Source organism: Bacillus sp. FSL K6-0972 (genome assembly GCF_037976035.1).
Lineage (GTDB): Bacteria > Bacillota > Bacilli > Bacillales > Bacillaceae > Bacillus > Bacillus haynesii.
This window is the reverse complement of sequence record NZ_CP150260.1, coordinates 2,176,537-2,193,175: the sequence shown is the minus strand read 5'-3', so window position 1 is coordinate 2,193,175 and position 16,639 is coordinate 2,176,537. Positions and strand designations below refer to the sequence as shown.

The 16,639-nt window shown below is 45.2% G+C and carries 18 protein-coding genes and 1 pseudogene; 15 read left to right on the top strand and 4 right to left on the bottom strand.

The annotated features are described in order from the left end of the window. Positions 1-6: 6 nt before the first annotated feature. The gene (locus tag MKX80_RS10915; protein WP_244958282.1) at positions 7-387 is read right to left on the bottom strand and encodes a sporulation protein; all 381 of its coding nucleotides are present in this window, start codon (positions 385-387) and stop codon (positions 7-9) included. 318 nt (positions 388-705) lie between these two features. Here MKX80_RS10915 and MKX80_RS10910 point away from each other — a divergent pair, with 318 nt between their 5' ends. From MKX80_RS10910 to MKX80_RS10870, 9 genes are all read left to right on the top strand, one after another. Further along, the gene (locus tag MKX80_RS10910; RefSeq protein WP_216929439.1) at positions 706-1,641 is read left to right on the top strand and encodes a YafY family protein; all 936 of its coding nucleotides are present in this window, start codon (positions 706-708) and stop codon (positions 1,639-1,641) included. A 54-nt stretch (positions 1,642-1,695) separates the two neighbouring features. After that, positions 1,696-1,980 (top strand): zinc ribbon domain-containing protein, encoded by a 285-nt coding sequence (locus tag MKX80_RS10905; RefSeq protein WP_268327080.1) that lies wholly within the window; start codon positions 1,696-1,698, stop codon positions 1,978-1,980. Continuing rightward, complete coding sequence (locus tag MKX80_RS10900; RefSeq protein WP_154999788.1) at positions 1,977-2,450, top strand: GyrI-like domain-containing protein; 474 nt, start codon at positions 1,977-1,979, stop codon at positions 2,448-2,450. The genes MKX80_RS10905 and MKX80_RS10900 overlap by 4 nt, the downstream gene beginning before the upstream one ends. 81 nt (positions 2,451-2,531) lie before the next feature. Next, positions 2,532-3,245 carry an MBL fold metallo-hydrolase gene (locus MKX80_RS10895; RefSeq protein ID WP_268342756.1) on the top strand — a complete coding sequence of 238 codons (714 nt, stop codon included), beginning with the start codon at positions 2,532-2,534 and terminating at the stop codon, positions 3,243-3,245. A gap of 7 nt (positions 3,246-3,252) precedes the next feature. After that, positions 3,253-3,825: a TetR/AcrR family transcriptional regulator gene (locus tag MKX80_RS10890; RefSeq protein WP_182070544.1), complete on the top strand. Its 573-nt coding sequence runs from the start codon at positions 3,253-3,255 to the stop codon at positions 3,823-3,825. Between the two features lie 243 nt (positions 3,826-4,068). After that, complete coding sequence (locus tag MKX80_RS10885) at positions 4,069-4,968, top strand: DoxX-like family protein (protein ID WP_268342754.1); 900 nt, start codon at positions 4,069-4,071, stop codon at positions 4,966-4,968. A 1-nt stretch (position 4,969) separates the two neighbouring features. Next, positions 4,970-5,587 (top strand): DUF4166 domain-containing protein, encoded by a 618-nt coding sequence (locus MKX80_RS10880; RefSeq protein WP_216928726.1) that lies wholly within the window; start codon positions 4,970-4,972, stop codon positions 5,585-5,587. Further along, positions 5,584-7,230, top strand: a complete 1,647-nt coding sequence (locus tag MKX80_RS10875; protein ID WP_154999793.1) for a YndJ family protein — start codon at positions 5,584-5,586, stop codon at positions 7,228-7,230. Before MKX80_RS10880 ends, MKX80_RS10875 begins: the two co-directional genes overlap by 4 nt. A gap of 30 nt (positions 7,231-7,260) precedes the next feature. Further along, entirely contained in the window at positions 7,261-7,746 is a 486-nt protein-coding gene (locus tag MKX80_RS10870) for a DinB family protein (protein WP_154999794.1), read from the top strand. A 63-nt stretch (positions 7,747-7,809) separates the two neighbouring features. On the opposite strand, the pseudogene yqeK reads toward MKX80_RS10870, so the two are convergent. Next, a pseudogene (gene yqeK / locus MKX80_RS10865) lies at positions 7,810-8,402 on the bottom strand (bis(5'-nucleosyl)-tetraphosphatase (symmetrical) YqeK). Between the two features lie 170 nt (positions 8,403-8,572). On the opposite strand from yqeK, the gene MKX80_RS10860 reads away from it, so the two are divergent. The 3 genes from MKX80_RS10860 to MKX80_RS10850 all read left to right on the top strand — a co-directional run bounded on the left by MKX80_RS10860 (position 8,573) and on the right by MKX80_RS10850 (position 10,211). Beyond that, positions 8,573-9,058, top strand: coding sequence for a MarR family transcriptional regulator (locus MKX80_RS10860; RefSeq protein WP_043927940.1), 486 nt, complete (start codon positions 8,573-8,575; stop codon positions 9,056-9,058). 136 nt (positions 9,059-9,194) lie between these two features. Next, complete coding sequence (locus tag MKX80_RS10855; RefSeq protein WP_154999796.1) at positions 9,195-9,794, top strand: TetR/AcrR family transcriptional regulator; 600 nt, start codon at positions 9,195-9,197, stop codon at positions 9,792-9,794. A 6-nt stretch (positions 9,795-9,800) separates the two neighbouring features. Next, positions 9,801-10,211, top strand: a complete 411-nt coding sequence (locus MKX80_RS10850) for a DUF5367 family protein (protein ID WP_154999797.1) — start codon at positions 9,801-9,803, stop codon at positions 10,209-10,211. 49 nt (positions 10,212-10,260) lie between these two features. Here MKX80_RS10850 and MKX80_RS10845 read toward each other — a convergent pair whose 3' ends face one another. After that, on the bottom strand, positions 10,261-11,589 hold the full coding sequence (locus MKX80_RS10845) for a S8 family peptidase (protein WP_268342749.1): 1,329 nt from the start codon (positions 11,587-11,589) through the stop codon (positions 10,261-10,263). Positions 11,590-11,811: 222 nt separating this feature from the next. On the opposite strand from MKX80_RS10845, the gene csaA reads away from it, so the two are divergent. Further along, positions 11,812-12,144 carry a chaperone CsaA gene (gene csaA, locus MKX80_RS10840; RefSeq protein WP_154999799.1) on the top strand — a complete coding sequence of 111 codons (333 nt, stop codon included), beginning with the start codon at positions 11,812-11,814 and terminating at the stop codon, positions 12,142-12,144. Between the two features lie 44 nt (positions 12,145-12,188). Here csaA and MKX80_RS10835 read toward each other — a convergent pair whose 3' ends face one another. After that, positions 12,189-14,174, bottom strand: coding sequence for a methyl-accepting chemotaxis protein (locus MKX80_RS10835; protein WP_268342747.1), 1,986 nt, complete (start codon positions 14,172-14,174; stop codon positions 12,189-12,191). Between the two features lie 464 nt (positions 14,175-14,638). Here MKX80_RS10835 and abc-f point away from each other — a divergent pair, with 464 nt between their 5' ends. Further along, positions 14,639-16,366 carry an ABC-F type ribosomal protection protein gene (gene abc-f, locus MKX80_RS10830; RefSeq protein ID WP_268342900.1) on the top strand — a complete coding sequence of 576 codons (1,728 nt, stop codon included), beginning with the start codon at positions 14,639-14,641 and terminating at the stop codon, positions 16,364-16,366. Positions 16,367-16,511: 145 nt separating this feature from the next. After that, positions 16,512-16,637 carry a hypothetical protein gene (locus MKX80_RS10825; protein WP_003182518.1) on the top strand — a complete coding sequence of 42 codons (126 nt, stop codon included), beginning with the start codon at positions 16,512-16,514 and terminating at the stop codon, positions 16,635-16,637. Positions 16,638-16,639: the final 2 nt, after the last annotated feature.

Genomic DNA, 16,639 nt, shown 5'->3' with positions numbered 1-16,639 from the left:
TGCCTTTTACGCTGAGCGTTTTTCTTCGCTCCTGCCCTTTTTTAAAACAAAAAAAGAGAAACCGACATAATAAACGGCCAGTACAAAAAAACCGATCATCGTCGCCGGGTCCTGCGCAAAAAGGGCGCCGTACGCTGCTGAACCCCCGTCTGAAACCGCAGTCTGGAGCTGGCCGATCTCGGCGATCCGGTAGAGAAACCGGTATAAAAATAACAAGAGTACGAGCAATTCAATCCATAAATGTGTTCTGAAATAAAGGACGCCGTCCCGATTTTCGATCGACACATGCTTCAGCGCATAGGCGGTCAAGATGAGCCCGAGCGCGATCCCAATCAGATCATAAAAGTATGATAAAGGGTGAAGTGCGCTCATCGTCAGCAGAAACACGAAAATTCCCGAAAAGAGGAAGATCCGGAACAACATGCGTGCCGGCTTTAAAGGCTGAAAGCCGACCGATCGTTTGAACTTGATATAGACGATGGACACAATGGCGAAAAACTGTAAAAAATAAAATATGATGTTTTCAAAACCTCCTTTTTTAAGGAGTATATGTCCAAACTGTATAAATCGTAACCTGAAAAGTGATTTTCTAGATAAATGGGTGAAGGGTTCCTCTTTTTTGTCATGATATTCCAAAATGGTGTGTGCTATAGAATGAAAATAGCCGAAAAAGAGGCTGCGCAAAATGAATGTGAGGGATCTGCGGTGAAAATTGACCGGCTATTGGCCATCGTGATTTTATTGATTAATAAACGCCAGGTGCAGGCAAAGGAGCTTGCCGCCATGTTCGAAGTCTCTGTCAGAACGATTTACCGGGATATCGAGGCGATCAACCAGGCGGGCATTCCGATTGTCACCTCACAGGGAGCAGGAGGCGGGATCAGTATCATGGAGCGGTTTCGGCTCGAAAATAAACTGCTTTCTGCAGACGAACTGGCTGCCATTACGACGGCTTTGGAAAGCGTTTCTTCGACGTATGAAGTGCTCCATCACGGCTCTGCTCTTGAAAAAATCCGGTTTCTCGTTTCCGAAGAAGAAATGCCGGAATTCCGCAAGAAAACGGAAAAATGGTTTGTTGACATCTCTTCTTGGGGAGAAAGTCCTGTTATCAAAGAAAAGATCCGCTTGTTAGATGAAGCGGCAGACAGCACGCGGACGGTCTCCTTTACATATGTGAACAGAGAGGGGCAAACCGGAACAAGAAAAGCGGAGCCGCATACCCTCGTCTTAAAGGGAAGGCACTGGTATTTGTATGCGTTCTGCCTGAAGAGACAGGCGTTTCGCTTCTTTAAACTGTTGCGTATGAAAGACGTGCGGATGCTTGAAGAAAAATTTGAAAGAAAGGAAGTCGATCTGTCTTCACTTCCTTGGGAGACATCATGGTACAAACCGGAAAATATGACCGAGTTAACCCTTCTCATTAAGCCGTCGGGAGAGTCTTTGGCGAGAGAATGGTTTGGCTCAGAATCTCTCACTTATGAAAACGGACAATGCGCGGCAACCGTTTCTTATCCGGAAGATCAATGGCTGTACGGATTTCTGCTCCAATTTGGAACACATATCGAAGTTCTTGATCCTCCCCGCATCCGTCAAAAAATAAAAGACTTGGCAAAACAAATTGTACATTTATACGAAACCTGACACGATGCTGTCAGGTTTCTTTTTGTATGATGAAGAAAAAAGGAGGAATGAAACATGGAACATCATTTTTGCCAAAGCTGCGGCATGCCGATGACAAGCGAACTTTTCGGCACAGAAAAAGACGGGGGGAATAATCGAAACTACTGCATTTACTGCTATGAAAACGGAGCATATACACATCCAGATGCGACATTGAAAGATATGATCGAGATCTGTGTGCCTTACATACAAGAAGAGGGAAAAACCGAGACCGAAGCGAGAGCGCTCTTAGAGCGGACGCTCCCTCATTTAAAACGATGGGCGTCGGTAACGCAAACGGAAGGCGGGCAGGGAAGATGAACTTTTCTCATTTCGAAAAACAGAAGGCAAAGTTATTCAGCGGGATATCGACCGTGACTAGCAACCGGGATGAAGCATCCGAAAAAGGTAAAATTCCTTCCATGTGGAGTTTATACCGTGAAAAATTCCCGCATAAGGAACGCCAGGACACGAAGAGAGATACGATTGCCCTTTATTCAGATTATGAGACGGACGAACATGGGGCGTATACATTTTCAATCGGAACGTTTGTTGATCAGCATGAAAAAGTGGCCAATCTCATTTCGCTCCCTGCATCCGAATATGCCGTTTTTGTTTCAAGGCGGGGGAGGATCGAAGAGGTCGTGCTTGAGACTTGGCAGGAGATTTGGACATGGGATGAAAAAAATCTCCGTACTTACACCGGAGATTTTGAAGTTTATGATGAACAAGCAGAGAATCCGGAAAACGCTCAAGTTACCGTCTATGTTGCTGTCGATCGAAAAAAATAAAGCTTGCAAAACTAATACCATTAGTTTTAAAATGAAAACTAACGGTATTAGTTTTTTATTTGGATGGAAGAGGTGAAAGCAATGAGGATTACCCGGTTTGAATCGGTCTACCAGCTGACTTTTTTTCCACACATATTTCCTGTCAACTGTTATTTAGCTGATGAAGAAGACGGCCTAACATTAATTGATACAGGGATTCCAATCAGCAAAACAGGGATTTTAAAGGCTGCGGATCATCTCCGCAAGCCGATTAAACGGATTTCGTTGACCCATGCCCACAGCGACCATGTCGGTTCGCTTGACGCGCTGTACCACAGCCTTCCCGGTGTGAAGGTGTCAATATCTGAACGGGATGCACGTTTGTTAAAAGGTGATACAGAGATGCTGGAAGGGGAGCGCGGAACAATCAAAGGAGGCGTTCCGAAAAACATCAAGACACATCCTGATATCCTTTTAAAGGAAGGAGACAGGATCGGTTCATTGCTGACCGTTTCATCACCCGGGCATACGCCTGGCAGCATTTCGTTTTTTGATGAAAGAAGCGGCCTCCTCATAGTCGGTGACGCGTACCATACGCGAAGCGGCATGACGGTATCGGGGCATTTAAAGCTTTCATTTCCTTTTCCGGCTTTGGCCACATGGGACAAAGAAATCGCTTTAGAAAGCGCGCAAAAGCTGTTAGATTTAAAACCAAAGGCGCTTGCCGCCGGCCACGGCGATCTTGTCCATGATCCGGCTCAAGCGATGAAAATAGCGGTAAACGAAGCACACATCAAATTAAACAGGAAAGGATGAAGGAATCGTGTCTCCGCGAATCGGTTTGAATAAAGATGCAGTATTGGAAGCTGCGGCATCTCTTGCTGATGAGCAAGGCATTCATGAAGTGACGCTTGCTTCTCTTTCCAAAAGGCTGAATGTCAAATCTCCGTCTCTGTACAATCATATAAAAGGATTGAACGACTTACGGAAAGAACTCGCACTTTACGGCTTGACGATTCTTTATGAAAACATGGCTTCGGCTATCCAGGGAGCCGAAGAGAATCAGGCTGTCAGCAGAATGGCTCATGCATATGTCGCTTTTGCCAAAAACAGACCGGGGCTTTATGAAGCAACTTTTATTGCAATGCCTGATGAAGATGGACGGCTTGACGAAGCAGGAGACAGAATCCTCGCCTTGGTACTTTCCGTTATGAAAGACTATCGTTTAGATGACGACTCCGCGATTCATGCGGTCAGAGGCTTGAGAAGCATCCTGCATGGATTTGCTGCACTCAGGCAACACGATGCGTTCGGTCTTCCTTATGATGTAGAAGAAAGTCTTGATCTGACAATCCGCGTCTTCTTAAAAGGCATTGCTGTCTATCAGGCCGAATGAACAAGGGGATTTCCTCTTAATTGTTTACATTTTTTCGAAAATTTAGTATGATTGTCGTATGGCTCTTCCATTTTTTGAGTCATAGGTATGAGAAGGCTTAACCAGCCACTAATTGCCTTGGCCTAACAGCCGAGGATTTTTTTATGTCGGCAAAGAGAAACTTCATATGCAAAAATTGGTTCACACATGGTGTGTTCCATGTTATGCTATCATTGTGAATATATTCACAAAAGGGCGTGCGCAATGAAAAAAACTCCGATTTATGTAGAAATATCTATCCAGACAGAAATGGGGCGGCTATGGCGCTATACCCAAGACCCAACCCTCCATCGGCAATGGGACTTGCGATTTACGGACATTACCTATTTAAAACGCAGACCGGGTGAACCGCAAAGGTTTCTATACGAAACGAGAATCGGCTTCGGCTTAAAAATTTCCGGCACAGGAGAGTCTGCCGGGAACGTATATCAAGACACGGGAGACAGAGTCTCGTCACTCAAGTTCGCTACAAACCACCCGCTTTCTGTCATTCGCGAAGGAAGAGGATATTGGAAGTACAGCGAGAGCGAAACCGGGATCAAGTTTATGACACAATACGATTATGACACCCGTTACGGCAAGCTGGGCCGGCTTGCAGATATGGCATTCAGGCCGCTCCTCGGCTGGGCGACGGCCTGGAGTTTTGATGCACTGAAGATTTGGCTTGAAAAAGGGCTCCATCCAAGGCTGCTTTTTCAAAAAACATTGATTTATTGGCTCGTTTGTCTGTTGTTTTCTTTCGTCTGGATTTACCAAGGGCTTGTTCCAAAGCTCATCATGGCTCACCCTGAGGAAATCAGCATGCTTTCGGCTTTCACGGGCGGCCGTTTTCATCCCGAAACGCTCCTGAAGCTTATCGGTTTGGTCGAGGTGATGGTCGGTGTGTTATGGCTTTATCCCGTTCGGAAAAGGAAGTGGTTCCTTCTGCATATTGCCCTGCTTGTGCTGCTTGCGGCATCCGCGGGAATGGCTGATATCGCATCTTTTGCCCAACCTTTTAACCCGATCGTGCTTAATGCCGCGCTTATCATCTTGTCCGTTATCGGCTATGTGAGCGCTTGCGGCATTCCAAACGCGGGAAATACGATCAGAAAGAGGCGTTGATTTGATTTCGATGTATGAACGGGTGATCGAGGATTTTCACCTTCTTCACCCAAAACTCAAGGAACGGTATCACTTCACTCAAGAAAACGCGTTCAGAGGAAAAGGAGTGATGACGGAAATTTCCGGCGGTTCGTACTGGATCAGGCTGTTGTTTCAAGCGGGAACGGTGTTCCGCTGTTTTTTTCCCGAAAGAGGGAGGAACGTTCCGTTCACGATTGAAAATCACATTCGGCTGACGAAAAATGATACACCGGCAGCCGTTTGGAACAGGACTTTCTTTTTTCATGATAAACAAAGGCATTTCGATGCTGTCATGGTCTATGATGAAAGCCGTGCTGAAATCATCGACTATTTCGGGCGTCCACCAATCTTAATCTCCAGTCTGCGGTTTAAGGCGGAAGCCGACGGATCATTGTCGATTACTTCTGCCAAACAATGGCTGCCTTTATTCAGTAGAAAGCTGCCCCTTCCAAAGTGCTTATACGGGATTTCCAGCGTGAATGAATCGTATGACGAAGAAAAAGGCTGTTTTACGATTGATGTTCATGTGAAAAACCCGCTGTTCGGAACGCTGTTTGCCTACAGAGGAACATTTAGCAGGGAGGGGGAGACGATATGAAAGCCTGCCGCTTTTTTGTAAGTGTTCTTTGCTATGCGGTTTTTTTCATCGGCAAAGCGCCGGACATCCCGGCGGCAGAGGCGCTTCTTTTATTATCGATACTGTTTTTTGTTCCGGCTGCGCTCGATCTCATTCAGCATGAAAATGGGATGTTTCGGCTGATCAGCGTCTGTTTTCCTTATGCGGCTTGTTCGGCTTCGTTATCCCTGTTGTTCCATTCCCCGCTTTTTTCATCGGTTTGGCTATGCTATACGGGGATGATCGCGTTATACGGGGCCCTTCGCCTCTGGGAAAGAGGAGGAAGAGGCCTTGAAGAGGCATCGATTGACAGCGGCCTGCTATACCTTCCTTTCGGAGGGGGTTGGCTTTTTGCTTATACGCTGAATCTACAGGTCATGGATTTCAGCCCGCTGATCGTGCTGCTGACAGCGGTACATTTTCATTATTCTGCATTTCTCATTCCGATTTTTAATGGAATGCTCGGAAGGAAGCTGAAAAAGAAAGGCCTCCTTTATGCGGCGGTGACATGGCTCATCATGCTGTCTCCGCTTTTCATTGCGGTCGGCATATCGTTTTCGAAAACCATTGATGTCTTCGCCGTTGCGCTGTATTTGGCGGCCATATACGGCAGCGGCTTTCTCGTCTCGATTACGGCCTTCAAAAACAGCGCGGCTCGGCGCTTTGTCATCTTTTCGTCGTTTACATTGATGATCACCATTGCTTTTTCACTCATTTACTCATACGGCGTGTTTCGCGGCCGGCCGACTTTTACAATCCAGGAAATGATTTGGATTCACGGGCTTGTCAACGCTTTAGGCGTCATCATTCCAGCGCTGACCGGCTGGCGTCTTGAATCTCCTGAGCCAGACTGCAAAAGAAGGCAAGACGAAACGATGAGCAACATTTACGGGACATGGAGGATCGGAGCTGATTTTTTACACCGGCACCGATTACAGACCGATTCGTCTTACCAAGGACTTGCCGATGATATGAGCGCATTTCAGAGAAACGGATTTCAGCCTGAGGCGGTTTCTCCTCTTATTCTCGATTTCTATGAACATACTTCCGATTATTCGTTAACAGCGGAGATCGCCTGGCGTCCATGGTTTAAGCCGCTCGCGCACATGTACCAGCTGATTTCAAAAAAGACAGGTCAAATTCATTTGGGAACAAAGTCCGGTCGGCAAACGATGGACGGCGAGATTATCGGTGTTGATTCAGCAAAAGACGGAAGGAAGAATGTGCGCGCCTGGGTCAGAACGAACGAGGAAGGCGAGACTGTGTTCTTGGCGCTTTATTCTGCTCATACACATGATCACATCACATATATGAATATTGCGCTGCCATTGCCGTTTTCCAATATGACAGGCATTTTAAAGCCGAAAGCAGAGAACGGCTGCCTGATTTTGACGAGCAGTGACAAAGGATCTGACCGAGGTGATGAAGGTATTTTCCTTTCCACCGGAATAGGAACGTTTAAACTGCCGCTTGCCGAACGCTTTATAATCAAAGAGCAGGAACGAAAGAGGCTCTGCGCCTATCACCGCATGTGGCTGTTCGGCATACGATTTCTCGACATTCAATATCATATTGAAAAAAAGGATTCTGCCATGAAAAGGGCGAAAATAGCAAATGAAAGCTAGGCAAAAATCGAATCGAACTGGAGGGTATTTATGCTAAAAAACGTTTTGCTTGAACAGTTTAAAGCATGTTATAACGAAACGACTTGGTTTGTTTGTTTTCAAACGGCTGCCGCTGATCTCACGGAAAGCCAGGCAAGGCAAAAAGGGGAAGGTTCGGAAAATTCGATTTTAGAAATTGCCAACCACTTGATTTTTTACAACGAGCGCTATTTAAAGCGGTTTAAAGGAATTCCCGTCCCGGCTTTTGATTATACGATCGATGATACGTTTTTAAACAAAAGCGGACTTGGCTGGGAAGAAAGCCGGCAGGAACTGAATACGATCTATGACGAATGGATCGATGCGCTTTCGGCATGCGAAGAGGAGATGCTGAAACAGCCGGCGCAGCACGATCCGCATTCCACCTGGGCGGAGATTTTGTCCTGCCTCATTCTTCATAATGCTTATCATCTGGGGCAAATCGTCCATATGAGAAAGCAGTTGAAAACTTGGGATGCTTCAAAAGGCGTGAACTAACGGAGTACAAGTAAGATTGCGGCTTGAGGCGGTCACCTCGCCAAGCCGTAATCTTGCCTGAGGTCAAGCTTCGATTTTCGCTTTTAGGTGATAATAGGCATCTTTTAGCCAGGGATGGACAACTTTCAGTTTATCTTTTTGTTTCCACAAATACTGAATATAAACAAACGCCCCATGCTCCAGAGAAACTTCAAGCGCTTCATGAAGCTCCAAGATGTAAGGAGGAGTTCCCGTCTGATCCCATTCTATTTTGTCCGCCGAAAACAGGACAAGGTCGAGCTGTGAGGGATTTTTTTAAGCGTTGTATGGCATTCTATTGCATTTGAAATATCTTGATCCGCCACCTGAAACAGGTCTCGCGCCATCACTTTCGACAGTTTTTGACGGATGATCATCGGGAATATCCGTTCTTCGGACAGAATATCAATACCGAGCGCTTCAGCAGCCGCAATTCTTTTTTCATTAGGGATGACACCGCTGATGTCATGCATAATCCCGGCTATTCCAGCTTTTTGTGCAGGAACATGAAAACGATTTGCCAATCTTTCTGCCGCTTTTTTCACCCTTATCGAATGTTCGGCTGTTTTTTCGTGGTTATGGCGTCTCAAAGATTCAAGGGCATCTGAACATACATCGCCTGTGCAGCAAACTTCCATCTCTATTCCTTCAATATTCATCAGCGATTCTCCTTTTTGATGTTGTTTCATGATAAACAAAACACATTTCTTATCTGATTTTACCTTATCATAACATTGACAAACCCTAAAACAGACAATTAAAATATTTTGTTAACCGGAAAACAAAAAGAAGGGACTGTCCATTGACTATGTCTGAACTGACAAAACAGCTGATCTATGATATGTATGTTAAACTCCTGCACTTGAACGAACAAAAAGCAGATACAGATCTCAAGGCATTTTTAAAGCAGGCGGCAGAATCTGATGTTAAAAGGCTCCCGGGGAATATGACAACCATCCATGTCATCAGTTGTATCGGTCATGATGAACCGATCAATAACACCGGCATCGCAAAAAAAATGAATTTATCAAAAGCAAATATTACAAAAATCAGTTCAAAGCTGTTAAAAGAAGGCCTCATCAAAAGGTTTCAATTGACGGACAACAAAAAAGAGATATACTTCAGACTGACGCCCAGCGGAAAACAAGTGTTTGAGCTTCATGAAAAGCTTCATCAGCAAAAAGCGGAACAGTTTGGCAGGTTTCTCGATTCGTTTTCAACAGCAGAACAGGGAGCTATTTTGAAATTCCTTCAAGGGCTGACGCTTATGACAGAAACGGACAAGAAGCAATAATTCAAGTTAACAATAATAACATTATGTCAACTTGAAGTTACTATGGCTAGAATGAGAAAACCGATTGATTAGAAAACCTTCCCAGATTATAGTTAAACTTTGAGTTAGTTATTCAAGTAACTAAGAGGTGAAGTGAATGGCAAGGCCGAATGTGACATCAAAAGAAACGTTGATTGAGGCGGCTAAGCGCCGCATTGCCGGACATGGTCTTGACAAACTGACATTAAAGGCGGTTGCTGAAGAAGCAAAGGTCACACAGGGAACAGTTTACTATCATTTTCGGACAAAAGAGCAGCTTGTTTTTGAAGTGGTCCGTGACCTTTGCCGCGCGTCGTGGGAGCAATTGAAAGCAAATGAAAAGCCCGCTGTCGAAAGGATAAAAGACGGATTGTCATCCGCGAAATCGAGAACGCAGAAAGATGCGTATTATCATCAGCTTTTTTTAGAATTGGCCGTTTTAGGTTTTCGAAATGAAAAGATAAGCGAACAGCTTGGAGAACTTCTCGAAGAGGAAAATGCGGTGTTGGCAAAAGAGCTTTCCGAGATGTGGAAGCGTTCTCCTATTGATGGGGTTTCTTTCAGCACGTGGGGCATTCTTTTAAACGCACTAATCGACGGTCTTGCACTTCAGTCGCTTATGTCTTCGGGATTTGCCTCTGAAAAGGTCTACGGGGAATTAGAGGCGGTGCTGCAGATGCTGACGGAAACCGCTGTAAAACAGCATGGAGGGGAGTAAAAGGGGATGGATATGTTGACTGAAAAACTGGGTTTGTCTCTTGTCTTTTCGATCGTCGTCTGGCTAGGTGCGACCGTGTTTTTTATGTTGTTCGGCAGTGCGGTTCTTGCCGAACCCGGCCAAGATGCTTTTATGCTCCGCTTTTTGCTTCTTGAAGCCGGAACCTTTGCCCTTTTATATGCCGTGATGCTTGTTTACCAGCGCGTTGACAAATCGAGGTTTGCGGCAGTTAAGCTTGGCATTGTGGGCTCGGTAGTCGGTTTGTTTCTCGACGCTTTTTCTTTATGGAATCGTTCGCTGATCTTCCCGGCGCTTTCAGATGGCCAGGTGATTGGATTTGCGGTTTGGATGGTCTTCGCGTATGCCATGTATTTGACGATCCCGCTCATGCTTGTAAAAAGAAGGTCTGCAGTTTAAATATTTTATGTAAGATTCGCCCGCTTTTTGCAAAACGGGCGAACGGTCTTTAATCTTGTGGGACCGATTGTTCTGCGTTGATGTACCCTGCACCGTAAACATTTGGATCGCGATCTTTCCATAAATCGGTTCCGTCGATTAGCAGCCGTTTGACTTCATCAGGTTCTGTGCCTGGGGCTTGCTGAAGGATAAGTGCTGCAATTCCTGCACAGATCGGCGTAGCCATCGAGGTTCCTGACAAGATCATATAATTCGTGCCGACTCTGTTTGCTTTTTGCAGCTTATCGAGAAAAGATCCGGGTGAACGAAGCGACGTAATATTTGTGCCCGGTGCCAGCAAGTCCGGTTTGACTTGACCGTAGATCGTCGGCCCTCTGCTTGAATAAGAGGCGACATCGTCATCCTCCCGGCTGACTGTATCCCGGTCATCCAAGGCTCCGACTGTAATAATCTTGCTGCTGATGCCCGGGCTGGCAATCGTTTGCGCATCAGGACCCGAATTTCCGGCTGCCGCACATACAACAATGCCTGCGTCCCATGCTGCATGAACAGCTTTAACGACTGGATCTTCTTCTTCATTCTCGTAGCGTAACGCTTCTGCGCCTAATGACATTGAAATAATGTCGATCGGATCATCAGGGTTTTCCTCATTGAATTGAATGCACCAATCTACTCCTTGAATGACGGTTTCCAGCGTACCGGATCCCATTTTGTCCAATACTTTTACACCGACAAGGTCTGCTTCAGGAGCAGGTCCGCGGTACTGACCCGATGAGGCTGCTCCGTTTCCGCAAGCATCGCCGGCGCAGTGTGTGCCATGGCCATTGTCATCATACGGTTCTGTTCTCTGGTTGATAAAGTCTTGAAAAGCCCTGATCCTGCCTTCAAGATCTTCGTGAGGGTATATGCCCGTATCAATGACAGCGACTGTCACTCCTTTGCCTGTCAGCGTCTGATTGTTTCTGATTACTTCTATGGCATTGCTTGATTCAACCGCTACGTCGAGGAGCGCTTTTACTTTGCGATTTAAATAAATTTTGCGAATGTCGCCGCACTGAGATAGAAGCGATTGCAAAGAAGAAGGGGTGACTTCAGCGCTGCAGCAGTTAACGCTGGAGAAGCGATGCTTGATTTTGTTTCTTCTTTTGCTGTCAATCATTTCATTGACTAATTGATAGCCTTTATGCTGACAGTCTTTTTCAAATTCGATAATGACTGGTATTTTTTTATTTTTCATTAATATTTTTTCGAAAAACCCGTGTAAAAAGCAAGGCGTCCATTTAAAAGGTTTATAGAGTTTCAGCACGCTTTCTCTCAGCGGCCGGTCCAGCTTATGGGCGTTGGACCTTACCATTTGAACCATAAAGGAACCGAACATCCTAGCTCCACCTCATCTCTTATAGTTTATTCTTCCTCTTAATCTATGAATGAGAGGCGTTTCCCGTAAAGTTGGCTGTCCTAAAACGGCGGCAAAAGAGGCCTGTTTACTACTCGGTTCTATAAAAGGCAAGGGAAGTCCAGGCTTTAAACAAATCAAAATACATGATATTCTAGTCATGTCAATAACACCCTTTAGAAAGCGGCCAAAGGAGCTGAATTCATGGCAACAATCGAAGATTTTTTAAAGCTTGACATTCGGGTTGGAACGGTTTTAAAAGCAGAAGAGTTTCCGGAAGCGAAAGTGCCGGCCATTAAGCTTGAGATCGATTTTGGAGAAGAGATTGGCGTCAAGCGTTCGAGCGCGCAAATTACAAAGCGTTATACGCCTGAAAAGCTTGTAGGCCGGCAGGTGACGGCAGTCGTCAATTTTCCGCCGCGGCGGATTGCCGGGTTTAAATCGGAAGTTCTTGTTCTTGGAGGCGTGCCGGAAAAAGGCGACGTTATATTGCTGGCCCCTGATCAGGAAGCGCCAAATGGAACGAAGATCAGCTGATACATAAAAGAGAGGCTCCCTCTAAAAGAAGGAAGCCTCTTTTTTTATTTCACCTTGAATTTTTTCGTCAATTCTCGCAGATCTTCCGCCATCTGCTCAAGCGTGGCAGAGGATGTGCTGATTTCTTCCATTGAAGCGAGCTGTTCTTCCGCTGATGCTGCAATATCCTGAATTCCAGCTGTACTTTCCCTTGAAACATCGGCGATTTCCTGAACGGCACCCGAGACTTTCTGCGAGCCTTTCGACAATTGTTCAACCGCAGCATTGAGCGTTTGCAGCTTGCCTGCGATCTCATTCGTCATGCCGCTGATTTCGTGAAAGCTCGATTCTGTTTTCTCGGTAATTTTGAGTCCGGACTGCACTTCATGGTTGACCGATTGAAACATGTTGAGAGAATGTTCGATTTCTTTGACGATTTCCTGAATCAACGCTTCGATTTCTTTTGCCGAGTCCGCTGATTGGGCAGCAAGTTTTCGCACTTCTTCGGCGACGACGGAAAATCCTCTGCCTGACTCGCCGGCGCGGGCTGCTTCAATCGCAGCGTTCAATGCCAATAGATTCGTTTGATCGGCAATTCCGTTAATCACCCTGAGGATTGACGTGATATCCTTTGATTTGCCTTCGAGACCTTTGACGACGCTCTCAGCTTGCTTGACGGATTGGTCGATGGAGTTCATCTGACCGACCGTTTTCTGAACAAGTTCCCCGCCGGTTTCGGCGATTTCTGTCGATTTGATCGATGATTCAGTGATCGATTCTGACACCTCGGTCATTTCGCTCAAATGATCATTCATTTGGCTGAGCTGTTGCGAGCTGGTTTCGACTTTTTCATTCTGGCTTTCAGCTCCGTTAGAGAACTGTTCGATCGCAGATGTAATATGTTCTGTCGCTTGGCTCGTCTGTTCTGCGCTTGCTGTCAGCTGCTCAGAGGAGGAGGCGACATTCTCAACCGATTCCTGAATGGTGCCGATCAGTGTGCGGAGCGATTCCGCCATGTCATTGAAGCTTTTGCCGAGCTGCCCGAATTCGTCATTTGAACGCACTTCGATTTGCTGTGTCAAATCGCCGCTGCTGATGTTCTTTGCAGATAGAACGAGTTGATTCAATGGTTTGCTAATCGCGCGGACAATAAAGAAAATGAGAATTCCGCCAAGCACCAAAGCCCCTGAAAAGACGATGAGTGCCATATAAAAGACGGGCTTTGTTGCGTTTGTTATCTCATCGGAAAACATTGTCCCGGCGATTTTCCAGCCTGTTAATTGATTTGTGGCAAACGCCATTTGCTTTTCTTTTCCTTCAAAAGTATATTTGAATTCGCCTTTTTCTTTGCCGTAAACTTGGTCAACCCAGCCGCCATCGCCTTCAGTTCCAGCTTTAATCTTCGGATGGGCGATATATTTTTTTGATGCACTTGAAATAAAAGCAAAGCCGTCTTTTCCGACTTTGATATCGTTTGTTGCTTTAATCAGCTCGTCGATATTCAAGCTGAGCGCCGCGACGCCCGACCCGTCTTTATTTTGTTTGGCGATGGTAATGACCGTGTTGCCGGTGGCGGCAGATGTGTATGGATCAGTGACGATGATTTCGCCTTTTTTCTCAACCGCTTCTTTAAACCAGGGCCTTTCCGCCGGATTATAGCCGTCAGGCATTTTCGTATAAGGATGCTGCACGTATACACCGTCTTCAGAGCCTGTGAACACGGCTTCTACATCCTTGTTTTGTCTGGAGTATTGTTCAAACTTCTGTTTTAACGAAGTCTGGCCTTTTTCCTTGTATGTTTTTTCTTTGATCTCTTCACTGAAATATGTAACAGCATCCGCTTTTTTCTCAATGTTTTGATCGATCATTTCGTTTAATTGATCCACGCTGTTTCTTGCGCTTCTCATGATTTCATCTTCAATCGACCCGCCTGCCGTATAATAGGAAACACCTGAAAGGATTAAAACAGGGAGCGTTAAAATCAATAAAAATGAGACCGCTAATCTTTTTGAAAGAGATGGATGCTTGAACCAGTCCAATATTTTTTTCATTCGCCAAAACTCCTTTTTCTAGGTTACGAGATTAATATCGGACAATTTTCACACTTTTGCATTAAATTTTAAAATTTTGGATTCGAAACAAAATCCTCAACTAAGTCGAAAGGCAACCGTTTTTCGGTATCGGCCGAAAAACGGGCTGCATAACTGTTGACAAAGTTTCCCTCCGTTTATATACTAATCGGTAAATACAGTGAAAGGAATAGGTATAGGGGACATGAAGCAGTAATCTTATTTTCCATCGTTTTTTTAATATGAAAAAACGGAAACTTGGAGAATAGGATGAGTATGCCCTTTTATACCTTGCATCAATTTCTGAATTTGCATGTTTTTTGTCGTGCAAAGGAATGGGATCGGTTTATACCGCTTTCACGATGCATATTTTGGCATGATATCCTCTCCGGGTTTCCGCGAGAGGTTTTTTGTTGTCAGCCAAAACAAAAACAGAGGTGAGCGGTATGACGATTTTAATGAAAATAAGAGGCTTGCAAAAAAGCTTTGGAGAACAAACGATTTTAAAAAACATCGACTTTGACATTTCCAATCAAGAGCGGATTGGTTTGGTCGGATACAATGGAGCGGGGAAAACAACGCTTGCAAATATATTGAGCGGTCATATAGAAGCCGACAAAGGCACTGTTCAAACAGACCGGACGCTTAAGATCGGCTATCTGCTCCAGTCGATTGAGTACTCCGTTCATGATTTTAACAGCATCTTAACAGGCGATGAGGGCGGGAAATTATATCAGTTGACCAGCAGTCTTGGCTTATCAAAGGTTCAAAGCTGGAATTCCGAGCGGCTCAGCCATTTGAGCGGGGGAGAAAAACTGAAGCTTGCACTGGCACACGTCTGGAAAACGATGCCTGACCTCCTCATCTTAGATGAGCCGACCAATCACTTGGATTTAAAAGGGATCAGCTGGCTCCTTGAAGAACTGCAACAATATCAAGGGGCTGTATTGATTATTTCTCATGACCGCTATTTCCTGGATCAATCCGTCTCCAAAATACTTGAACTGGAAGATGGGAAATTACACACCTATCAAGGAAACTATAGTGCATACCGGCGGGAGAAAAAACGGTTATATGAAGAACGCCTGCACCAATATGAAGTTCAGCAGAAGCAAAAAGATAGGATCGAGTCACAAATTGCGACTCTTCAAAATTGGTCGCAGAAAGCCCACCGTGACTCAACAAAACAGGGATCACAGTCAGAACGAAGGCAGCTCGGTTTTAAAGAATACCACCGGGTAAAAGCCAAAAAGCTCGACAACCAAGTCAAATCAAAACTTAAACGCCTTGAACAAGAGCTCGAAAAAAACAAAGCGGAAAAGCCAAAGGAATCAGCATCTGTCAATTTTCAATTTTCATCGGGAGAAAAAAGGGGCAAGCGGATTATCGAAGCAAAAGACCTGACAAAAGCGTTTGACGGACGTACTTTATTCAAAGACAGCCACTTTTACGTCAAACATGGCGAGAGAATAGCGCTTATCGGAGACAATGGCTGCGGCAAAACGACCCTTGTCAAGATGATGTTGGATGCTGAACCTGCGACAGCCGGAACGCTGTGGAAAAGCCGTTCTGTAAAGGCCGCATATTTAAGCCAGGATGTCAGTGATTTAAGGGTTGATCAAACAGTGGCTGAAGTGCTGAATTTGTCTGACAGAGCCGAAATCGCAAATGTGCGGACTATTTTGGCCAATATGGGGATCAAAGAAAACCGCTTTCATGATGAAATAAAGACGTTCAGTCTCGGGGAGCGGACCCGGATCAAACTGGCAGGCATGATTTTAAAGGATTATGATCTGCTGATATTGGATGAACCGACCAATCACCTTGATTTGCCAAGCAGAGAGCAGCTTGAGCAGACATTGCTTGAGTTTCAAGGCACGATTATCATTGTGTCGCATGACCTGTACTTTACAGATCAATTGTGTAACAAACTCCTGGTGTTTGAAAATGATCGTATCATCCGCGTCGAAACCGGATTGAAAGATTATCGGAACAGAAAAAAACAGCGCCATCCAAAACGAGATGAAGAGGAGCGGCTTCGCATCGAAAATCGGATGACTGCCGTTCTTGGAGAATTGGCCGGACTCACGCCCCAAGACCCGAGATATCATGAATTGGATCAGGAATTTTCAGAGCTTGTCAAACGCAAACGGGCGTTTTTAGAAAAAGAATAAATGAAAAGAACCATCTGTGTTTTTAACGCAGATGGTTCTTTTTTGTTGGTCGTGGTTTAAATTACCACCAATTATAGATGTCACCCAAGGTAATAATAGGATAAAAATGATGACTTTACTACAGCAATGAAAAAGGGTGATCAACATGTGGAAAACCATTGTTTCCTATTTTCCGGACTGGCTGGTCCTGATGCAGGCCTTTTTTGTCTTTTTCGTCCCGTTTGCCATATCAAAAGTCTTTCTGTGGCTTCGCACGGCAGGGGATGAGTGAGT

What these genes read in the sequence shown, in the direction of transcription:
- abc-f (WP_268342900.1), top strand. Translation starts at nt 14,639, where the DNA reads ATGACGATTTTAATGAAAATAAGAGGCTTGCAAAAAAGCTTTGGAGAA.
- MKX80_RS10825 (WP_003182518.1), top strand. Translation starts at nt 16,512, where the DNA reads ATGTGGAAAACCATTGTTTCCTATTTTCCGGACTGGCTGGTCCTGATG.
- MKX80_RS10835 (WP_268342747.1), bottom strand. Translation starts at nt 14,174, where the DNA reads ATGAAAAAAATATTGGACTGGTTCAAGCATCCATCTCTTTCAAAAAGA.
- MKX80_RS10860 (WP_043927940.1), top strand. Translation starts at nt 8,573, where the DNA reads ATGTCTGAACTGACAAAACAGCTGATCTATGATATGTATGTTAAACTC.
- csaA (WP_154999799.1), top strand. Translation starts at nt 11,812, where the DNA reads ATGGCAACAATCGAAGATTTTTTAAAGCTTGACATTCGGGTTGGAACG.
- MKX80_RS10875 (WP_154999793.1), top strand. Translation starts at nt 5,584, where the DNA reads ATGAAAGCCTGCCGCTTTTTTGTAAGTGTTCTTTGCTATGCGGTTTTT.
- MKX80_RS10885 (WP_268342754.1), top strand. Translation starts at nt 4,069, where the DNA reads ATGAAAAAAACTCCGATTTATGTAGAAATATCTATCCAGACAGAAATG.
- MKX80_RS10850 (WP_154999797.1), top strand. Translation starts at nt 9,801, where the DNA reads ATGGATATGTTGACTGAAAAACTGGGTTTGTCTCTTGTCTTTTCGATC.
- MKX80_RS10855 (WP_154999796.1), top strand. Translation starts at nt 9,195, where the DNA reads ATGGCAAGGCCGAATGTGACATCAAAAGAAACGTTGATTGAGGCGGCT.
- MKX80_RS10870 (WP_154999794.1), top strand. Translation starts at nt 7,261, where the DNA reads ATGCTAAAAAACGTTTTGCTTGAACAGTTTAAAGCATGTTATAACGAA.
- MKX80_RS10845 (WP_268342749.1), bottom strand. Translation starts at nt 11,589, where the DNA reads ATGTTCGGTTCCTTTATGGTTCAAATGGTAAGGTCCAACGCCCATAAG.
- MKX80_RS10900 (WP_154999788.1), top strand. Translation starts at nt 1,977, where the DNA reads ATGAACTTTTCTCATTTCGAAAAACAGAAGGCAAAGTTATTCAGCGGG.
- MKX80_RS10905 (WP_268327080.1), top strand. Translation starts at nt 1,696, where the DNA reads ATGGAACATCATTTTTGCCAAAGCTGCGGCATGCCGATGACAAGCGAA.
- MKX80_RS10895 (WP_268342756.1), top strand. Translation starts at nt 2,532, where the DNA reads ATGAGGATTACCCGGTTTGAATCGGTCTACCAGCTGACTTTTTTTCCA.